Origin of the sequence: Pseudoalteromonas sp. SR43-5, assembly GCF_014163835.1 — a bacterium.
Lineage (GTDB): Bacteria > Pseudomonadota > Gammaproteobacteria > Enterobacterales > Alteromonadaceae > Pseudoalteromonas > Pseudoalteromonas distincta.
This window is the reverse complement of record NZ_JACJEA010000005.1, coordinates 73,771-91,475: the sequence shown is the minus strand read 5'-3', so window position 1 is coordinate 91,475 and position 17,705 is coordinate 73,771. Positions and strand designations below refer to the sequence as shown.

At 38.6% G+C, this 17,705-nt stretch carries 19 protein-coding genes; 5 read left to right on the top strand and 14 right to left on the bottom strand.

Translation table 11 applies throughout. The features are described from left to right. Positions 1 to 38 precede the first annotated feature (38 nt). The 4 genes from H5090_RS04535 (at position 39) to H5090_RS04520 (ending at position 4,685) form a co-directional block, all read left to right on the top strand. The gene (locus H5090_RS04535) at positions 39 to 737 is read left to right on the top strand and encodes a transglutaminase-like cysteine peptidase (RefSeq protein WP_154903339.1); all 699 of its coding nucleotides are present in this window, start codon (positions 39 to 41) and stop codon (positions 735 to 737) included. Next, the gene (locus H5090_RS04530) at positions 721 to 2,730 is read left to right on the top strand and encodes an EAL domain-containing protein (RefSeq protein ID WP_182695117.1); all 2,010 of its coding nucleotides are present in this window, start codon (positions 721 to 723) and stop codon (positions 2,728 to 2,730) included. Before H5090_RS04535 ends, H5090_RS04530 begins: the two co-directional genes overlap by 17 nt. Before the next feature lie 23 nt (positions 2,731 to 2,753). After that, positions 2,754 to 3,305, top strand: coding sequence for a hypothetical protein (locus tag H5090_RS04525; RefSeq protein WP_182695116.1), 552 nt, complete (start codon positions 2,754 to 2,756; stop codon positions 3,303 to 3,305). Positions 3,306 to 3,368: 63 nt separating this feature from the next. Beyond that, the gene (locus tag H5090_RS04520; protein ID WP_182695115.1) at positions 3,369 to 4,685 is read left to right on the top strand and encodes an O-antigen ligase; all 1,317 of its coding nucleotides are present in this window, start codon (positions 3,369 to 3,371) and stop codon (positions 4,683 to 4,685) included. 351 nt (positions 4,686 to 5,036) lie between these two features. Here H5090_RS04520 and H5090_RS04515 read toward each other — a convergent pair whose 3' ends face one another. From H5090_RS04515 to yceD, 14 genes are all read right to left on the bottom strand, one after another. Continuing rightward, on the bottom strand, positions 5,037 to 6,896 hold the full coding sequence (locus H5090_RS04515) for an alkaline phosphatase D family protein (RefSeq protein WP_182695114.1): 1,860 nt from the start codon (positions 6,894 to 6,896) through the stop codon (positions 5,037 to 5,039). Between the two features lie 4 nt (positions 6,897 to 6,900). Then, entirely contained in the window at positions 6,901 to 7,680 is a 780-nt protein-coding gene (locus H5090_RS04510; RefSeq protein ID WP_182695113.1) for a TatD family hydrolase, read from the bottom strand. Positions 7,681 to 7,795: 115 nt separating this feature from the next. Then, positions 7,796 to 8,122 (bottom strand): PilZ domain-containing protein, encoded by a 327-nt coding sequence (locus tag H5090_RS04505; protein ID WP_002962367.1) that lies wholly within the window; start codon positions 8,120 to 8,122, stop codon positions 7,796 to 7,798. Between the two features lie 11 nt (positions 8,123 to 8,133). Next, positions 8,134 to 9,048, bottom strand: coding sequence for a DNA polymerase III subunit delta' (locus H5090_RS04500; protein ID WP_182695112.1), 915 nt, complete (start codon positions 9,046 to 9,048; stop codon positions 8,134 to 8,136). A 1-nt stretch (position 9,049) separates the two neighbouring features. Further along, complete coding sequence (tmk, locus tag H5090_RS04495; RefSeq protein ID WP_002962371.1) at positions 9,050 to 9,676, bottom strand: dTMP kinase; 627 nt, start codon at positions 9,674 to 9,676, stop codon at positions 9,050 to 9,052. Between the two features lie 6 nt (positions 9,677 to 9,682). Next, complete coding sequence (mltG, locus tag H5090_RS04490; RefSeq protein ID WP_154903350.1) at positions 9,683 to 10,669, bottom strand: endolytic transglycosylase MltG; 987 nt, start codon at positions 10,667 to 10,669, stop codon at positions 9,683 to 9,685. Beyond that, positions 10,663 to 11,478: an aminodeoxychorismate lyase gene (gene pabC / locus H5090_RS04485; protein WP_182695111.1), complete on the bottom strand. Its 816-nt coding sequence runs from the start codon at positions 11,476 to 11,478 to the stop codon at positions 10,663 to 10,665. Before pabC ends, mltG begins: the two co-directional genes overlap by 7 nt. 59 nt (positions 11,479 to 11,537) lie before the next feature. After that, entirely contained in the window at positions 11,538 to 12,776 is a 1,239-nt protein-coding gene (gene fabF / locus H5090_RS04480; RefSeq protein WP_002962376.1) for a beta-ketoacyl-ACP synthase II, read from the bottom strand. A 215-nt stretch (positions 12,777 to 12,991) separates the two neighbouring features. Then, complete coding sequence (gene acpP / locus H5090_RS04475) at positions 12,992 to 13,228, bottom strand: acyl carrier protein (protein WP_002962377.1); 237 nt, start codon at positions 13,226 to 13,228, stop codon at positions 12,992 to 12,994. A gap of 250 nt (positions 13,229 to 13,478) precedes the next feature. Next, positions 13,479 to 14,225, bottom strand: a complete 747-nt coding sequence (fabG, locus tag H5090_RS04470; protein ID WP_002962378.1) for a 3-oxoacyl-ACP reductase FabG — start codon at positions 14,223 to 14,225, stop codon at positions 13,479 to 13,481. A gap of 11 nt (positions 14,226 to 14,236) precedes the next feature. Beyond that, the gene (fabD, locus tag H5090_RS04465) at positions 14,237 to 15,163 is read right to left on the bottom strand and encodes an ACP S-malonyltransferase (RefSeq protein ID WP_002962379.1); all 927 of its coding nucleotides are present in this window, start codon (positions 15,161 to 15,163) and stop codon (positions 14,237 to 14,239) included. A 52-nt stretch (positions 15,164 to 15,215) separates the two neighbouring features. Beyond that, on the bottom strand, positions 15,216 to 16,256 hold the full coding sequence (plsX, locus tag H5090_RS04460) for a phosphate acyltransferase PlsX (protein ID WP_024603493.1): 1,041 nt from the start codon (positions 16,254 to 16,256) through the stop codon (positions 15,216 to 15,218). A 12-nt stretch (positions 16,257 to 16,268) separates the two neighbouring features. Continuing rightward, entirely contained in the window at positions 16,269 to 16,439 is a 171-nt protein-coding gene (gene rpmF, locus H5090_RS04455; protein WP_002962381.1) for a 50S ribosomal protein L32, read from the bottom strand. A 9-nt stretch (positions 16,440 to 16,448) separates the two neighbouring features. Then, a complete protein-coding gene (gene yceD / locus H5090_RS04450) occupies positions 16,449 to 16,973 on the bottom strand; it encodes a 23S rRNA accumulation protein YceD (protein WP_007375269.1) in 525 nt (174 codons plus the stop codon). A 131-nt stretch (positions 16,974 to 17,104) separates the two neighbouring features. Here yceD and H5090_RS04445 point away from each other — a divergent pair, with 131 nt between their 5' ends. Continuing rightward, on the top strand, positions 17,105 to 17,704 hold the full coding sequence (locus tag H5090_RS04445) for a nucleoside triphosphate pyrophosphatase (RefSeq protein WP_182695110.1): 600 nt from the start codon (positions 17,105 to 17,107) through the stop codon (positions 17,702 to 17,704). The last annotated feature ends 1 nt before the right edge of the window (position 17,705 follow it).

Sequence of the window (17,705 nt, the reverse complement as noted above, 5' to 3'; positions counted from 1 at the left end):
ATGTCGTTTATTAGGGATTACCAACTTAAGGAACATTTGTGCGCTTAGGGCTTTGCATTTTATTTATTGTCTCGTTTTTTGTATGCGCACAAGATATGCTTTTGTATTTGCGTAATAGCGATATTATTACCCGTGCACAGCAACAGTATGGCAACGAAGGTCATAAACGAATTAAAGATTGGCTTAACTTTATTGATGACTCGGCTGATGAAAGCGAATGGAAAAAAATTCACCTTGTTAACGATTTTTTTAATAAAAACATTAAATACAAAAGCGATGAAGATCTTTGGCAGCAAAAAGATTACTGGGCTACCCCACTAGAGAGTTTAGGTGTTGGTATGGGCGATTGCGAAGACTACGTTATTGCTAAATACTTTACGTTAATAGCGCTAGGTGTTCCGGAGGATAAAATTCGTTTAATGTATGTACGACAGCGCACAGTAAACCAGCCCCACATGGTACTTATATATATAGAAGATCCAAACAGAATTCCCTTTGTTTTAGGTAACTTTAATACTAAACTGCTGCCCGCAAATAAGCGCCCCGATTTAACGCCTATTTACAGTTTTAATGGTCAAGGACTTTGGTTAGCAAAATCGAAAGGGTTAGGCAATAAGGTAAAAAATAGCCGTGGTGTGTCGGCTTGGAATACTATGCTAGAGCGAATTGAACAAGGTGAGCTTGCTCCCATTAAAAGTAACATTAAAGGAACTACCAGTTATGTCTCGACTTTTTAAAAATGGATTGAGTCTTAAAACCCAAGTTTACGGTTTAATAATCGTTATTTCGGTTGTTTCATTTGTGGTTAGGGTAGTTACAGATGTTGAAACCACCCGTGATTACTTACAAACCCAAATGGGAAGCCATGCCCAAGACACTGCTACTAGCTTAGGACTTTCTATTTCGCCTTATTTAGAGCCAGAAAACCTAGTAATAGCAGAAACAATGGCTACTGCTATTTTTGATTCTGGTTACTATAAAGAAATTAAATTTACAAATTCACAAAGCCAAGTTGTATTTGATCTGGAAAATCCTAAGCGTGTTGAGTCTGTGCCTAATTGGTTTATTGCTTTAAGTAGTTTAAAAGCACCCACTATGCAGTCGGAACTAAATAATGGTTGGATTATGGCGGGTATACTTGAGGTTACAAGCCATACTGGACAGTCTTATGTAACGTTGTGGGAGCATACAAAACGCAGTTTTTATGGTTCTTTTTTAATACTAATTGCCTCGCTTGCAGTTGCCTTTTTAATATTACGTGAAGTATTTAAGCCTTTAAAAGCAGTTGAGCATCAAGCTCACCTTGTTACTCGTAAACGCTTTACATTAAACGAAGAAATACCTATTGCACGAGAGCTACGCACTGTAACTAAAGCTATAAACAATATGGTTATTAACTTACAAAGTACTTTTGATTCTTTAACTAAACAAACCCAAGCCTTAACAGAAGAAGTTTATATTGATTCTTTAACAGGGTTAGGTAACCGAAAGTTATTTGAAAATCACTTTAGCTCGGTTGTTGACACAATAACCACTGATGCTCCACTTACCGCAATGATGATTACTCTACCTTCACTTACAAATATAAACCAAAGTGTTAGCTATCAAGATGGTGACGCCCACGTAAAAGATGTAAGTGTTATTCTTACTAAAATTATTGGTAACCTTACTAACTCTAAAATATTTAGGTTAAACGGTAGTACTTTTATTGCGCTGATTCCTTACGATACGCAGTTTTTAAACAGAACCCGTTTAGAAATTACAGATGCTTTTAGTAAACAAAAAAATAGCTTACACGTTAATGGGTTTGCTAATTTTGCAATATTGGAAGTTAATAAAGGCTCGTCTATTGGTAGTGTATTATCTGCTTTAGATACAGGTAGTACTATTGGCGATACAATAGACACTAACAAAATAGATAAAGATACGCTATTTAGTGTTAATCAATGGCGTACACTTATTCAATCGATTATTGACTCTGGTGAGGTTAGCTTTTCGGTGCAGCCAGTTAAACGGGCTAACTCTCAAAACAAGCAGTGTTACTTTGAGGCCTTTGCCCACTTTACCCATGAAGGTGAAAAGATAAACAATGGCCATTTATTTGCTATGGCCGAAAAACTTAATTTAACTGAAGAATTAGACAAAAAAATAATTCGTAACTTTGTAAATATAAAAGAACAATACCCTGATGACGTATTTGCCTTAAACGTAAGTAAGGCATCTTTATATTCAGCTGATTTCATACAATGGTTAACGCTTTATGCGCACACGAAACCCGTTATTAAAACTAACCTCATTTTTGAATTACATGAAATTAGTTTACTTTATAATGTACATATAGCTTCAAAGCACATAGATGCAATTAAAGATATTGGTATTAACGTGTGTATAGAGCACTTTGGAACAAGTTTAACGTCGTTTAGGTATTTACAAGGCCTTGATATTGAATATGTAAAAATTGATGGCAGTTATATTCAAGACTTGTTAGATAATTCTCAAAGCCAGTTTTTTATTCAAACCGTTAATAATATTTGTCATGGTTTTGGTATTAAAGTGTTGGCATGCTTAATTGAAAAGCCCGAAACATTAAAAATGCTTGAAAATTTAGGCTGTGATGGTGTACAAGGTAATTTAATTATGGAGCCTTCTAAAGTACTTACAGGCAAGAACCGTGATAACGTTAATAAAGAGTTTACTTTTTGCGCAGACACGCTAAAATTCTGTAATTAGATACTCACTTAAAGGGACACAAGATGAAATCGATTTTTTTAAAGAGTTTATTAATAGGTGCAATGGCTTTTACTGTTTCACCTGTTTACTCACAAGCAGATTCTGATGTTGTAGTACAATCTGACAGCCTTACTAATTTACTTAATATTTTAAATAATGCTCCGGATGATATTTCGTCTGAGGAACTACAAAATGAGTTAGTTGCTGCTATTGAGCAATTTTGCCAAGATATGGGTCCTATTGACCTCGATTCTCCTATTGCAAACGGTTCGTGTAGCGCTGAACAACTTGATATATTAATTAACGCAGTTGTTGCTTCTTTAGGTGCCGATAATGCGTTAATTTCTGACTTTTTAGCAGCCTTAGTAACTGCTGGTTCTGATAGTGATGCGGTAACTATTGCTGCAATTACTGCTGGTATAGATGCCACAGTTGCATCTGAAGCTACTGCTTCGGGTCCTACTGATGATACCCCAACTGCAGCTCCTTCTGTTGTTGTTTTACCAACAACTACTGTACCTCAAGGTACTGGTGGTACTGGTGGTGATGCTGGTATATCAGAAGTTGGTAACTAAGCACCCTCCTCAAATATAATACAAACGCAGCCTTTGGCTGCGTTTTTACTTTATGAGTTTAAATTGAACCGTTTTATATTTATTTTGCTATGTGCAATACTTTTTTTGCTGCCTATTCCCTTAGGTAGCTACCGCCCTTGGGCTATTTTAGCTATTGGTTTGTTAATTGGTGCCACTTTTTTAATTCATTTAATTAATAGCGCTATAAACAATAAGCAGCCCCTCTACCCTCCTTTATACTCCTGGCCTTTATTTGTTGCTCTTGGTGTTGTTGTTTTAATTTGCTTTATACAAATATTTAGCATTAGCCTTGACCCGTTTCAAACAAAACAAATGCTTATAAAAACAAGTTTTATGGTTTTATTTTGTTGGCTATTATTTATTTATTGTAATACTGAAAAGCGTATTAAAAATTTAATGTATGCAATTATAAGTGCAGGTGTGTTTCAGGCTTTATATGCCACTTATTTAAATTTGTCGCCCGATATTATTAGCCCACTATTTGGTTATAAGCATACCGACCGTGCTATTGGTACGTTTACTTACTCTAATTTTTTGGCTAACTTTTTAGCTTTATGTTTATGTTTGGGTATTGGTGTTTTAGTTAGCGAATTAAAGCGCTCTACTAGCGATTATAAACAAACATTAAAACAAACGCTTCGTGCGTGGACTGAGATACTTTTAAGCTCAAAAATAATTTTACGTATTTCGTTAATTATTATTATTGTTGCGTTAATTTTAACCCGTAGCCGTATGGGTAACTCGGCGTTTTTTATTGCATTAATGGTTGTTAGCTTACTCGCGTTTTTTATTTACAGGCAAAAACCTAAAGCGTTTAAACTACTTATAGTTAGTTTTTTTATAATAGATTTAATTATTATTGGCGCTATATTTGATGTAGAAAAAGTTAAACAGCGTATAAGCGAAACCAGTATTTCATCAGAAACCCGTGACGAAGTTGTACGTGATTCAATACCCCTTATTTTAGATAAACCTTTGTTGGGCTCTGGTGGGGGGACATTTTATACTGCGTTTCCTGCGTATCAGTCTGAGCCGTATTCTGGTTACTACGATAATGCCCATAACGATTACATACAGTTTGCAGTAGAGCTGGGTATACCCACTACAGCCGCACTAGGCTCACTTATACTTTATTGTTTATGGTTATGTATAGCGACTATGCGAAAGCGTAAAACAGCGCTGTTTCAGGGCGTTGCTTTTGGCTGTGCCATTGCAATTATAGATATGCTGCTGCATTCGTTGGTAGATTATTCTTTACAAGCTGGAGCAAATTCAATGTTGTTTATAACTATTTTATGCTTGGCAATATTGAGTAGTAAGTTACCTGCGTCTAAACGAAGCAGAAAAGAGCATGGTTAAATACAAAATATAAGTAATAAAATATATAAGAAATTAAATCACCACAGAGAGCACCGAGAAGAAAAGGAGTAGTGACCAACCATTACTAGTATTTCCTCTGTGTAGCGCAAAGCGCCTCTATGCTCTCAGTGGTGGGATCCATTTATAAGTAATAAGAAACTGCGCTTTAACATTTGAATTCATTAGTAAACAACTGATTAAATCACCACAGAGAACACTGAGAAGAAAAGGAGTACTGACCAATCATTACTAGTATTTCCTCTGTGTAGCGCAAAGCGCCTCTGTGCTCTCAGTGGTGGGATCCATTTTTAAGTAATAAGAAACTTCGCTTTTACGTTTATGAGTAACTTATTACTTATGTTCTAAATCGAACTCGGTCAAATGCCCTTCACCGTGTATAAGTTGGTAGCGGGCTAAATTCCCCTGCTCTAGTGTTATTAAACTAATAGCTGAGTCACTTACTAAGTATTTTTGCCCTTCACCTATGGTTTGGTGTTTATCTACTTCCATATGCCAACGTTTGGTAAAAAAGTTTAAAGGACTTTTTGGGCCGTATAAAATTGAGTCGAGCTTATCGAGTATGTTTATTAACTTACGCGGGAACTCGTTTTTAATACCACTGGCGGTAAGTTGCCAAATTCGATTGGGATGATCGCCAAAACGTTTTTGCACCGAAAAGCAAAATGAGTAATGTACGTCTCCCGATAAAATAAGGGTCTCGTTTGGGGTGTCGGTTCGTCTAAAGGTATCGAGTAGCTTTTTGGCTGATCCTTCGTGCGCCATCCAGTTTTCTACGTCAACCATAAGCGGTTGCCCGCAAATATTAAACATGGCTTGAATGGCTTCTATTGATTTAACACCAAATACGGGGGCTGGCGATACAATAATAACCTGATCGTGGCTTAGTAGGCTTTCTTCAAGCTCTGTGAGGCGCTCCCAATCAAGTAGACCTGAAGGCTCATTAAAGTTTTGCTCATTTCGCCAACGGTGCGTACGTGTATCTAGCACCACTACTTTTGGGGTTGTAGTTAACTCATAATGCCAAAAACTAAAATCGTTTAGTGGTTTATCAAAAGCTTTAAACTGCCATAAATTATTAGCAGTACGGCTTTGCTTAAAAGGTGTTAGTAACTCGCCTGTTTTATTTAGCGCATCGTTCCCCATTCCCTGAAAAAGCCAATAACTAATTAAGCCGTTATTGATGATCCGTTTACTACTTGGGTTTTCATTTATAGCTTGCTCCCACCCAGCGGTGAGGTTCCAATCATCGGTTACATCGTGATCGTCAAACATCATTAATGTCGATACATTGGCAAACAATCGCTCTACTTCACTTAAGCCTTTTGCATAATCAATCAGTGCTGTTTTTTCAGCGTCAAAAATAGTTTTGTTTTGCTTGTTTTGACCTGAATACGTTGTGTTTTGTATATCAACGCATTGCCAAGCAGCAGCACTAAAATTTAATAAATAAAGTGCTATGTATTCTTCAAAATGGATAAGGTGATTGTAGGCTTTTACGCTTGAAAAATGAGGTTCATCTTTTTTTAGCCAGTAACCTACACCTAACTTTGAGCGTTTTTGCCAAGGCGTTTTTGGTAAAAACAAATGGCGATTATAAAGTTGCTCATTTATATCATCAGGTAGCTCAATGGCAAGTGGTTGCTCTTTATAGATACCTAAGGCTTTAATTAACTGATGAATAGCTAATAACATGGGGCCTGCTACATCATCGGCATAAACCTGGTCACCGCTCAGTAATAGCAATTGTGCGCCTTGATTATTATTACCGCGCTGAGTATTTTGCCAGTGACTTGCAGACACTAAGCTGTCTTTTGCTGGATGATGTGCATTACGACACGAGCCATGCAAAATATCACTCAGTTTATCGGGGATTACAAATGCAGGCGTTGTTTGATTGCTATAGCACCAAGGCGATAAATCGATTGCTGTGTCGTCAATTACAAGCTCATAGCTTAATAAGCTATCTAGAGGGAGTTTGTTGTCTATTGGCTTTATAATAACGAAATGCAGGTATAAATGTTCGCCCAAAGAAACAGTATGTTGATCGCTATAACACTCAACATTTAATAAGTTTATTTGGCAGTTTGCAGGCTTGGAGGTAGCAAACTGAATACAAACTCCAGTTTGCTCTGCACGGCGCACCATTGGCCCCATTAGTAAAATAGGAAGGTTTGCCGTGTGAGTAATCATGTATTTAGCCTTTAGCTGCTAATTTAAATAAAGAATAAAAGTTTTCGGTAGTCGCTTTAGCAAGTTCATTAAAGCTAATGCCTTTAAGTTCGCTAATGTAATAAGCTACATCTTCTACGTATGCTGGCTGGTTTGTTTGCCCACGATACGGTACCGGTGCTAAATAAGGCGAGTCGGTTTCTATTAATAATCTATCTAGCGGTATTTGCTTTGCTACTTCTTTTAGCTCAATAGCATTTTTAAAGGTAACAATGCCCGAAATAGAAATATAAAAGCCCATGTCTATGGCTTTTTTTGCCATATCCCAATCTTCGGTAAAGCAATGTAATACACCACCGCAGTTTTCGGCCTTGTGCTCACGCATTAAATTAATGGTATCGCTGCGGGCATCACGTGTATGAATAATTAACGGTTTTTGTAATTCGTTAGCCACTTCAATATGCCCAACAAAGCTTGCTTGCTGCACTGCATGAGTATCTTTTGAATAGTAGTAATCAAGACCCGTTTCGCCAATAGCAACGACTTTGTCGTGTGAAGCTAAGTCGATTAGTTGCTGTTTATTAAGGGCGTCTTTTTGATCAAGTGGATGTACACCGCATGAGGCTGATACATCGTCGTAATGCTTAATTTTATCAAGCATGCTTGGAAACTGATCAAGCGTTACGCTTACACATAAAAAGTGCTCTATTTGCTTTGCACGCGCTTTATCAAGAACTTGGTCAAGGTTTAAGTCTAGTTTATCAAAATCAAGACGGTCTAAATGGCAATGAGAATCTACAATCACTATAAGGCCTGTATTATGTTCAGGGTTTAAATTTGTTCGTTTAATTTATTATCTTAGCAATTAAAAGAACCCAATATAGGGCGGCGTTAATCTCAATGAAAAACCGACCCTATAACTACATGGTATATGTTTGATCGCCTGAGTTTAACATAGTCCCAAGCAGCTTTTCGATTTTAGCGTTTAGGTTTGTTTTATCATCTAAAAAACTAATACCAATACCTGGAGGATTAGAGCTTTGTGCACCTTGTGGCGTGATCCACGACACTTTACCTGTCACTACGTCATCTTCTAAGGCATCGGGCAAAGTGACTCTAAGCGCTAATGAATGCCCTGCTTCGTAACGCATATTAGTACGTACAAATAAGCCACCTTTTTTTAAGTAAGGCATATAACAACGGTATAACTCGTCTAAATCGTCTATGTCTACTAGTAGTTCTTGCATGATTAATCCTTTTAAGAATTTCGCAATGTGTATGCTAATCGTGATACAGCAAGCGGTAAATTAAGGCCAAGTACTTGTGTGTTATTTTGTAAAAACTCGCCTAATGCATTTTGCGCACTTTGATAAGCGTCAAAACTCATACCTTGCAGTAATTTCTGCTTTAGTTGCACGCTTAAAAATAAAGTAAATATTCGAACAAGCTCAGGCTGTTTATTTATTATATCGACTAACGCTTTGAAATTATGGCTTTGTTTAAACTCAGTTGCAAACTTATAAAGTGTATCAATATTTTTTAGCTGGTCTTGCTGTTGCCAATGCTTTACTTGCAGCGGTTGGTTATAAAAAAGTGCTAACCAACTATAGTTAGGAATATCTAATGTCTCTAGCCATTGCTGAGCAAGTGCTGTATTAGTTATTTTTACGTCACTTTTAGCGCATCGACTTAAAATAGTTGCAGGGAGCTGCTGTGGTTGGCTTGTGGTTAATATTAAAAAGCGGCTATTAGTTGGCTCTTCAAGTGTTTTTAATAATGCGTTAGCTGCTGCTGTGGTCATTTTTTCGCAATTTTCGATTATCGCGACTTTATTGCCATTTTGCGCTGCAGAGTGATTCATAAAATCACTAATACCACGAATATCATCTACACCAATACTTTGCCCATCAACTTGCGTTAAACGTTTGTCGGGGTGAGTGCCAGCTAGGTTAAGTAAACAGCTTTTACACTGTCCGCAAGGTTTTAGCATACTGTTTTGCACAGCTACCTGCTTAGCTATATTTTGGCATAACAAAGCATTCCCAAGCTCATCACTTAGCTCAAACTTACCTACGCCAACAGGCCCACAAAATAATTGCGCATGATGAAAACGCTCTGCGCGATAACTTTTCGCTAAACGTGCTTGAGTATCATGTAGCCAAGGCAATGGCATATTATTTTAGACCTTCAAAAAATGAATGCAGTACATTGGTAATATCGCGATGTACTTTATCAATACTTTGGTTTGCATCAACGGTTTTAATTGTGTTGTCGTCATTAGCAAGTTCAACATAACGCATACGTGTACGCTGAAAAAACTCAATGGCTTCTTGTTCAATACGGTCAAGCTCACCACGCCCTTTTGCACGTTCAAGGCCTATTACTGGGTCAATATCAAGGTAAATAGTTAAATCTGGCTTTAAGCCTTTTAACACCATTGACGAAAGTGAAGCTAATGTATTTGAGCTAATACCACGCCCACCACCTTGATACGCCTGAGACGATAAATCATGACGATCGGCAAGTACCCATTGGCCTTTATCAAGCGCTGGGGTAATAACATTGTGCATTAGCTGCGAGCGAGCTGCGTACATAATAAGCAATTCGGTTTCAAAGGCAATTTCTTCTTCGTGCTCTGCTTTTACAAGCGTACGAAGCGATTCAGCCAGTGGCGTGCCGCCAGGTTCGCGGACGTTAATGAAGTCTATTTTTTGTTTGTTTAAAAAGTCTTGGCATAACGAAATAGCGGTTGATTTACCCGCGCCTTCTAGCCCTTCTATTACTATAAATTTTGGTTTCATAAAATATTAATTCTTTTTATTTAATATATACGTTTTAACTGCTGCGTTATGCTGTTTTAACGTGGTTGAAAATTGGTGGCTACCATCGCCTTTTGATACAAAGTAAACATATTCACTTTGCGGCGGATTAACTGCAGCTAAAATAGCGGCTTTTGATGGCATTGCAATCGGTGTTGGCGGTAAACCATTAATACGATACGTATTGTAAGGCGTATAATCGCGCAAATCTTTACGTTTAATATCACCATCAAAGTCAGCGCCTAGCCCGTATATTACGGTTGGATCGGTTTGCAGGCGCATATTGGTGTTTAATCGATTAACAAACGCTGATGCAATTAACGGACGCTCGCTGGCAAGGCCTGTTTCTTTTTCAATAATTGAAGCCATTATTAGTGCTTCGTATGCTGTTTTATAGGGTAGATTAGCGGCGCGCTGCTGCCAAGCATCATCTAACGTTTGCTGCATTTTTTGTGCTGCACGTTTTAATACACTGCTTGCAGTATCGTTATTATGATAATGGTAAGTGTCGGGGAATAACCAGCCTTCTAAGTGCGTGTTATTACCCAGTATTTGAGTACTTAGTTCGTCAGTTTTTAAATCGTTTTGTAAATTATCAGCTTTTTTAATAGCACTTAGTACTTCACGTAAGTTTTGCCCTTCAATTATGGTAAAACTAAAACTAATTTGCTGACCTTGGTTAATTTTTTTTACGTTATTAATAACGCTATCGGCTGTTAGCTCGTAAAGCCCCGCTTTTAAGTCGGTAAGAGTGGGATCTAACTTGGCAATTACCTGATAACGCCAACAACTTTCTACCCAGTTTTTAGCTTGCCATTGCTGGCATAACTTATTAAAGCCAGTGCCATGCTTAACTTCAAATTGTGTGTTTTGTGCTACCTTTAACGGGCTATTTATTGTTGCTTGTAATTGCTGGTAACCAACAGCAGTGGTTATAACAGCTAAAAAAAGTACCGATAAAATAACTTTTAACACTCAGCCTCCTTGGCTAATAATTTAGTTAGTAATGCGTGGCTTTCGTCTGTATTAAATACCTGTTGCTCAATACGTTTTACAGGTACTGCTCCCATTAAGCTATTACACACAAATACGGCGTCTGCTTGGGTTAAGTCTTCTACTTTCACGCGTTTAAATTCAACAGGCAATTTATCACATAACGATTGTAGATAAACGCCCTTAATTCCGCACTCATCAAGCAATGGCGTAAACACACGCTTATTTTCAATCGCAAAAATATTAGCTGCAGAAGCTTCAATTACATTGTTATTGTAATCAAGCACTAACACATCGTCGCAGTTTTGCGTTTGCATTGCTTTTTTAACTAGTACTTGCTCTAGCCGGTTTAGTGTTTTAAGACCCGCTAAATAAGGCTGTGCTGCTAATTTAATTGGGCTTACTTCGAGATTTACACCCTTTTTAACAAGCGCTTCGTAATTACTAGGGTAATCTAATATGCTCAATAAAATAGTAATATTACACTCACTTGGCAGCCCATAACCACGTCCGCCTTCGCCTCGCGTTACAAGTATTTTAAGCACGTTGAGTGGTGCAGCTTTTATATGCAAAGCAATTTGGTTTTCAAGACGATTAAAATCTAGCTCAGGAAAACCCAAACGCTGTGCGCATTCAATCAAACGCGCTTTATGATGAGCCCAATACTGTACTTGCCCATTAACAACTTTAGCCGTTGTAAAAAAGCCGTCACCGTAATTTAAGCCTCTGTCACGCGTGCTTAAAGTGCTGTTTTGATCTACTGCTATTATTGTTTGCATTTTATTTGGCATATAAAAAAAGCCCAGTTAAACAACTGAGCTCTTATAATTTGATTCGTTGTTAAAAAAGATTATACCTTTTTAAATAGCAACGAGCCATTAGTACCACCAAAACCGAACGAGTTACACAGTGCAAAGTCTAACTTTGCATCACGTGCAGTGTGAGCAATATAATCTAAGTCACACCCTTCGTCTGGGTTATCAAGGTTGATAGTTGGCGACACTTTTTGATCTGTCAGTGATAAAATCGAAATAATCGATTCAACCGAGCCTGCAGCACCTAACAAGTGACCCATCATCGATTTAGACGAGCCTACCATTACATCTTTAGCTGCATTACCAAAAATAGACTTAACAGCGGCAGTTTCTGCTTTATCGCCTGCATTTGTAGATGTACCGTGTGCGTTAATGTAACCAATTTGCTCAGCGTTTACTTGCGCATCATTTAGTGCGTTTTGCATTGCAAGGGCAGCACCTGCACCATCTTCTGGTGGTGATGTCATGTGGTACGCATCGCCGCTCATACCAAAGCCAACAAGCTCAGCATAAATTTTAGCGCCACGTGCTTTAGCATGTTCGTACTCTTCAACTACAACAACACCAGCACCGTCAGAAAGCACAAAGCCATCGCGGTCTTTATCCCAAGGGCGAGAAGCCGCTTGTGGGTCGTCATTGCGGGTTGAAAGTGCACGTGCAGCATTAAAGCCACCCATACCAATTGGGGTACAGGCTTTTTCTGCACCGCCAGCAACCATTGCATCTGCATCACCGTAGGCAATCATGCGCGCGGCATGGCCAATATTATGCAAACCAGTAGTACAGGCAGTTACAATTGAAATATTTGGACCACGAAGTCCATGCATCATTGATAAGTGACCTGAGATCATATTAATAATGGTAGACGGCACATAAAATGGCGATAACTTGCGCGGACCACTATTTAATAACTTAATGTGGTTTTCTTCGATAAGCGTTAAGCCACCAATACCAGAGCCCACAGCGACACCTATACGTGTTGCGTTTTGCTCAGTAATTTCAAGGCCTGAATCTTTAAAGGCTTGAACACCCGCTGCAATGCCGTACTGAATAAACAAGTCCATTTTTTTAGTATCTTTCGCTGACATGTATGCAGTTGCATCAAAGTCATTTATTAAACCAGCGAATTTAGTACCAAATTTTGATGTATCAAAGTGGGTTATTGTTTGAATGCCACTTTTGCCATCTAATAAGCCTTGCCAGGTTGATTGAACATCATTACCTAGCGGCGTCAACATTCCTAAGCCAGTTACGACGACTCGACGTTTAGCCACGGTTTGCCTCCAATAAGGGATATTTACAAGGGGATGATCATACCCAAGCTACCTCAAAGTGCTAGTCCCAAAATAGATTAAAAACGCATAACACAATCAAAATTAATTTTTAGCTAAAATTGAGCATTGAGGCTTAAGTTTTGAATCACGAACTTTGAGGTGGTTTGGATATAAAAAATTAAAGGCAGCGGATGCTGCCTTTAACGTGCGATTAATTACTCAGCGTGTGCTGTTACGTAATCGATAGCAGTTTGTACTGTAGTGATCTTCTCAGCTTCTTCATCTGGGATCTCAGTATCAAACTCTTCTTCAAGAGCCATTACTAGTTCAACAGTATCAAGAGAATCTGCACCTAGGTCATCTACGAAAGAAGATTCATTTTTAACTTCTTCTTCTTTAACACCTAGTTGTTCAATGATAATTTTCTTTACGCGTTCTTGGATATCGCTCATTCTTCTTTCCTTTATTAAAAACGCCGATGCGTTATTTTCAGATTGCCGCGTAGTTTACGCGGCATAATTCTCTGATTCAATGATTTGACCATAAATAATTGTCTGGTCAAACCTCTGAGTGTGTGTTTTGTCTTTTATCGCTTATTTTCGCAGCGATTTCAAGTATGTTTAAAGCAAGTTCACAAATAATTCAATGTTTTTGAGGTAACTTACTTAACTTTATTAAGTAACAATGTGGGTACAATGGTTATTAAACCATGTACATCGCGCCATTTACATGCAAAGTTTCACCTGATACGTACGCAGCCGCGTCAGATGCTAAATAACATACCGCAGCTGCAATTTCGTCTGGTTGACCTAAACGCCCTGCTGGAACATTTGCAAGTGTTGCTGCTTTTTGCTCGTCAGTTAAATCATCAGTCATATCAGTTTGAATAAAACCAGGTGCCACTACGTTTACTGTAATACCACGTGATGCCACTTCGCGTGCAAGTGACTTAGAAAAACCAATTACGCCTGCTTTAGCCGCTGCATAGTTAGCTTGTCCTGCATTACCCATAGTGCCCACTACTGAGCCAATATTGATAATACGACCTTTCTTTTTCTTCATCATTGGACGAAGTACCGCTTTAGATAAACGGAAAATCGAGCTTAAGTTAGTGTCGATTATATCGTCCCACTCAGTCTCTTTCATACGCATTAATAGGTTGTCACGTGTGATACCTGCGTTATTAACAAGTACGTCAATATCGCCAAAATCAGCTTTTATTGCGGCAAGTGTCGCTTCAATAGATGCAGGATCCGTTACGTTTAATGCATAACCTTTACCATTGTCACCTAAGTACTCGCTGATTTTAGCAGCGCCTGACTCGCTTGTAGCTGTGCCTGCAACTTTTGCACCTTGCGCAACTAATGTTGTTGCAATTGCTTTACCAATACCACGGCTAGCGCCAGTAATTAGGACAATTTTGCCCTCTAAAGAAAATAAATTAGACATTTTATATACTCTTATTTAGCTGCAGCGATTGAAGCGGCATCGTTTACTGAGCCACAAACCATTGCTTTATCAATTCTTTTCGCAAGCCCTGTTAATACTTTACCAGGACCAAATTCGTAGCTTTGCGTTACATCTTGTGCAACCAAGGCTTGTACTGTTTCTGTCCAGCGAACTGGGCTATAAAGCTGGCGTACTAGTGCATCTTTAATTGCATCAGCGGTCGATTCAGCTTTTACATCAACATTATTAATTACATCACACTTAGGTGTATTAAATGTTAAAGCGGCCAAGTCTACCGCTAGCTTATCAGCTGCTGGCTTCATTAGTTCACAATGTGAAGGTACGCTAACCGAAAGTGGTAATGCGCGTTTAGCACCAGCATCTTTACATGCTTGTGATGCTCTATCTACTGCCGCTTTATGCCCTGCAATAACAACTTGACCAGGAGAATTGTAGTTAACTGGAGATACAACCTCACCTTGCGCTGAGGCAGCACATGCCGCTTTTATTTCTTCATCGCCTAAGCCAATAATCGCAGCCATTGAACCTACGCCTGCAGGTACAGCTTCTTGCATGTATAAACCACGGTTTTCAACAAGCTTAACAGCTTCACTCAAGCTTACTACGTCGCTACATACTAGTGCTGAATATTCACCTAAGCTGTGACCGGCCATAACAACGTCTGCATCTGGGTTTGCTGCAAGCCAATCACGGTAAATAGCAACACTTGCAGTTAATAATGCAGGTTGTGTACGATGAGTTTGATTTAATTTTTCTTCTGGGCCATTAAGAACTAGCTCTGCTAAGTCGTAACCCAGTGCATCTGATGCTTCTGCAAATGTTGCTTTAACAATGTCAGAACTCTCTAGTAGCTCTTGTAACATACCAACGCTTTGCGAGCCTTGACCTGGGAATAGAAGTGCAATTTTTTGTGCCATACTTTGCTCTTTTTAATTAAACAAATAAATAATGAAATACACGGCACATCAATTATTGATTAACCGCCGTGTCTTTAGAATGTGTTTTTTCGAAAATAGCGGCTATTTTATCAGGAAGTTGACGTTCAACCTCTTTTACCGCTTCATCAATTGCTGCTTGAAATGCTTTAGCTGACGCATTTCCATGACTTTTAACGACAATACCGCGCAATCCTACCAGAGAAGCACCGTTATACTGGTCGGGGTTCACCCTTTTATAGAGTTTTTTTATTATTGGACGCAATATAAACGCCATACATTTATACAAAAGGTGCTTTTCGAGCGCAGCTGTAAACTTATTCATAATAAGCTTGGCAATGCCTTCGCATGTTTTAAGCGCCACGTTACCCACAAACCCTTCGCATACAATAACATCAGCTTTGCCAGAAAAAATATCACTTCCTTCGCTATAACCAATGTAATTAATATGTGAGCTTTGCTGCATCAATTGTGCAGCTTGTTTAATGTCGTCGTGGCCTTTAATGTCCTCAGCGCCAATATTTAATAAGCTAACGCGAGGGTTATCGCAGCCAAGTGCTTGACCAGCAACTACAGAGCCCATAATGCCAAACTGATAGAGCATTTGCGCATCGCAATGCACATTAGCACCTAAGTCGAGTAAATATACTGGGTTTTGGCTTTCTGTAGGAACAGATGAAATGAGTGCGGCACGTTTAACACCTGGCAGCATTTTTAATACGTAGTGAGCCATAAAAAATAAAGCGCCGGTATTACCTGAGCTAACACACGCTTGTGCTTCGCCCGATTTAACTAAATCAAGGGCAACACGCATAGATGAATCTTTTTTTGAACGTACAGCAATTGCAGGTTCGCAGGCGTTAGTGACTATTTCACTACAGTGACGAATTATGAGTCTCGGATGAGATAAAGAATCGAGTGATTCGAGTTCTTTAGATATAACGTCTTCATTGCCACATAAAATGAGACTTAAATTGGCATGAGCGTTTACCGCATGAACGGCAGCAGGAATAGATGAACGGGGGCCGTAATCGCCCCCCATCATATCTAACGCTATGGTTAGATCTTTCAGCATATAAGTAATCTCTTATTTAGAAATTACTTGAACGCCTTTGTAGTAACCATCTGCAGTCACATGGTGACGACGATGAGTCTCACCAGATGTTTGATCTACAGTTAAAGTTGGACCACTGATCGCATCGTGTGAACGGCGCATGCCGCGTCTTGCACGAGACTTTTTGCTTTTTTGTACAGCCATAGTCTTCTCCTAAGAATCTTTCTTAAGTTGTTTCAAAATATCAAATGGATTAGGTTTATCATCTTCCGCCTTTAATACACCAAAGCTGGCAGGCTTTGCTGAATAACTGCATGAAGCTTCGTTGTGGGTAGCCACTAATGGAATTGCTAAAATTAGTTCGTCTTCAATTAAATCAAAAACGTTAACTTCACCATTTTCATCAAGTGCTACTTCGTCGTAGTCTTCAGGAAAAATATCTAACTCTGTATCTTCACCTACTGGTGAATATGCAAAGTCTTGAACCAAATCCAACCCTAAATCACCATTACAACGTTGACAAATGACAGTAACATGTGTGGACAAATTGCCTCTAATCACAGCGAAACCTTGATCATCGTTTTTGCAATGTATTTTTACCGCTATTTCACCTACTTCTTCCTGCACAACTTTCTCTAAACGAGTAAGTTTTTCAAGCGGTACAATTCCGTCATACTTTAAACGGTGCTGCGCTGCTTTGCCTGGATGAAGAGTGATGGGAATTTTCACCTTTTGCATAGGGGCTGCATCATATAGATAGTTAGTTTGTTAGTCAAAGTAAAAAACCATTTTTACTTGGTTTTTAACGTGTTTTACTCTCGGATCTGATTTATCCTAACTCAATCTGAATTATCGTAGGAAAACAGTCCATGAAGCTTCCACTCATTTTAGCGTCAAGCTCACCTTTTAGGCAGTCTTTATTACAAAAATTTAATTTACCCTTTGATACGTTTTCACCCGACGTTGACGAATCAGCACTTGAATGCGAAACACCTACTGAACTGGTTAAGCGTTTAAGTGAGTTAAAAGCCTCAGCAGCTAATAAACACTTTAAAAAAGGGTTAGCAATTGGATCAGACCAAGTCGCTGTGTTTAACAATCAAATTTTAGGTAAACCGCACAATAAACAAAATGCTCTAAAACAACTAAATTTATTTAGCGGTAATACTGTAACATTTTTAACTGGGCTTTGTGTTTACGATATTGTAACTGGAACAAAAAAAACCTGCGTAGAACCTTTTAATGTGACGTTTAAAACACTCAGTGATGCACAAATTAGTGCTTATTGCGACGCAGAGCAGCCTTATAACTGTGCTGGCAGCTTTAAAAGTGAAGGGTTGGGTATCTGTTTATTTGAAAAACTAAGCGGAGACGATCCTAATAGCTTAATTGGATTACCATTAATTAAACTCAGCCAATTACTGGCTGAGTATGGTATTGATGTACTTACTGCTCAAAACAAGTTCTAGT

Coding starts and splice junctions, on each gene's coding strand:
- H5090_RS04530 (WP_182695117.1), top strand. CDS start 721: ATGTCTCGACTTTTTAAAAATGGATTGAGTCTTAAAACCCAAGTTTAC.
- H5090_RS04525 (WP_182695116.1), top strand. CDS start 2,754: ATGAAATCGATTTTTTTAAAGAGTTTATTAATAGGTGCAATGGCTTTT.
- H5090_RS04515 (WP_182695114.1), bottom strand. CDS start 6,896: ATGATTACTCACACGGCAAACCTTCCTATTTTACTAATGGGGCCAATG.
- H5090_RS04505 (WP_002962367.1), bottom strand. CDS start 8,122: ATGCAAGAACTACTAGTAGACATAGACGATTTAGACGAGTTATACCGT.
- H5090_RS04500 (WP_182695112.1), bottom strand. CDS start 9,048: ATGCCATTGCCTTGGCTACATGATACTCAAGCACGTTTAGCGAAAAGT.
- tmk (WP_002962371.1), bottom strand. CDS start 9,676: ATGAAACCAAAATTTATAGTAATAGAAGGGCTAGAAGGCGCGGGTAAA.
- pabC (WP_182695111.1), bottom strand. CDS start 11,478: ATGCCAAATAAAATGCAAACAATAATAGCAGTAGATCAAAACAGCACT.
- acpP (WP_002962377.1), bottom strand. CDS start 13,228: ATGAGCGATATCCAAGAACGCGTAAAGAAAATTATCATTGAACAACTA.
- fabG (WP_002962378.1), bottom strand. CDS start 14,225: ATGTCTAATTTATTTTCTTTAGAGGGCAAAATTGTCCTAATTACTGGC.
- fabD (WP_002962379.1), bottom strand. CDS start 15,163: ATGGCACAAAAAATTGCACTTCTATTCCCAGGTCAAGGCTCGCAAAGC.
- plsX (WP_024603493.1), bottom strand. CDS start 16,256: ATGCTGAAAGATCTAACCATAGCGTTAGATATGATGGGGGGCGATTAC.
- rpmF (WP_002962381.1), bottom strand. CDS start 16,439: ATGGCTGTACAAAAAAGCAAAAAGTCTCGTGCAAGACGCGGCATGCGC.
- yceD (WP_007375269.1), bottom strand. CDS start 16,973: ATGCAAAAGGTGAAAATTCCCATCACTCTTCATCCAGGCAAAGCAGCG.
- H5090_RS04445 (WP_182695110.1), top strand. CDS start 17,105: ATGAAGCTTCCACTCATTTTAGCGTCAAGCTCACCTTTTAGGCAGTCT.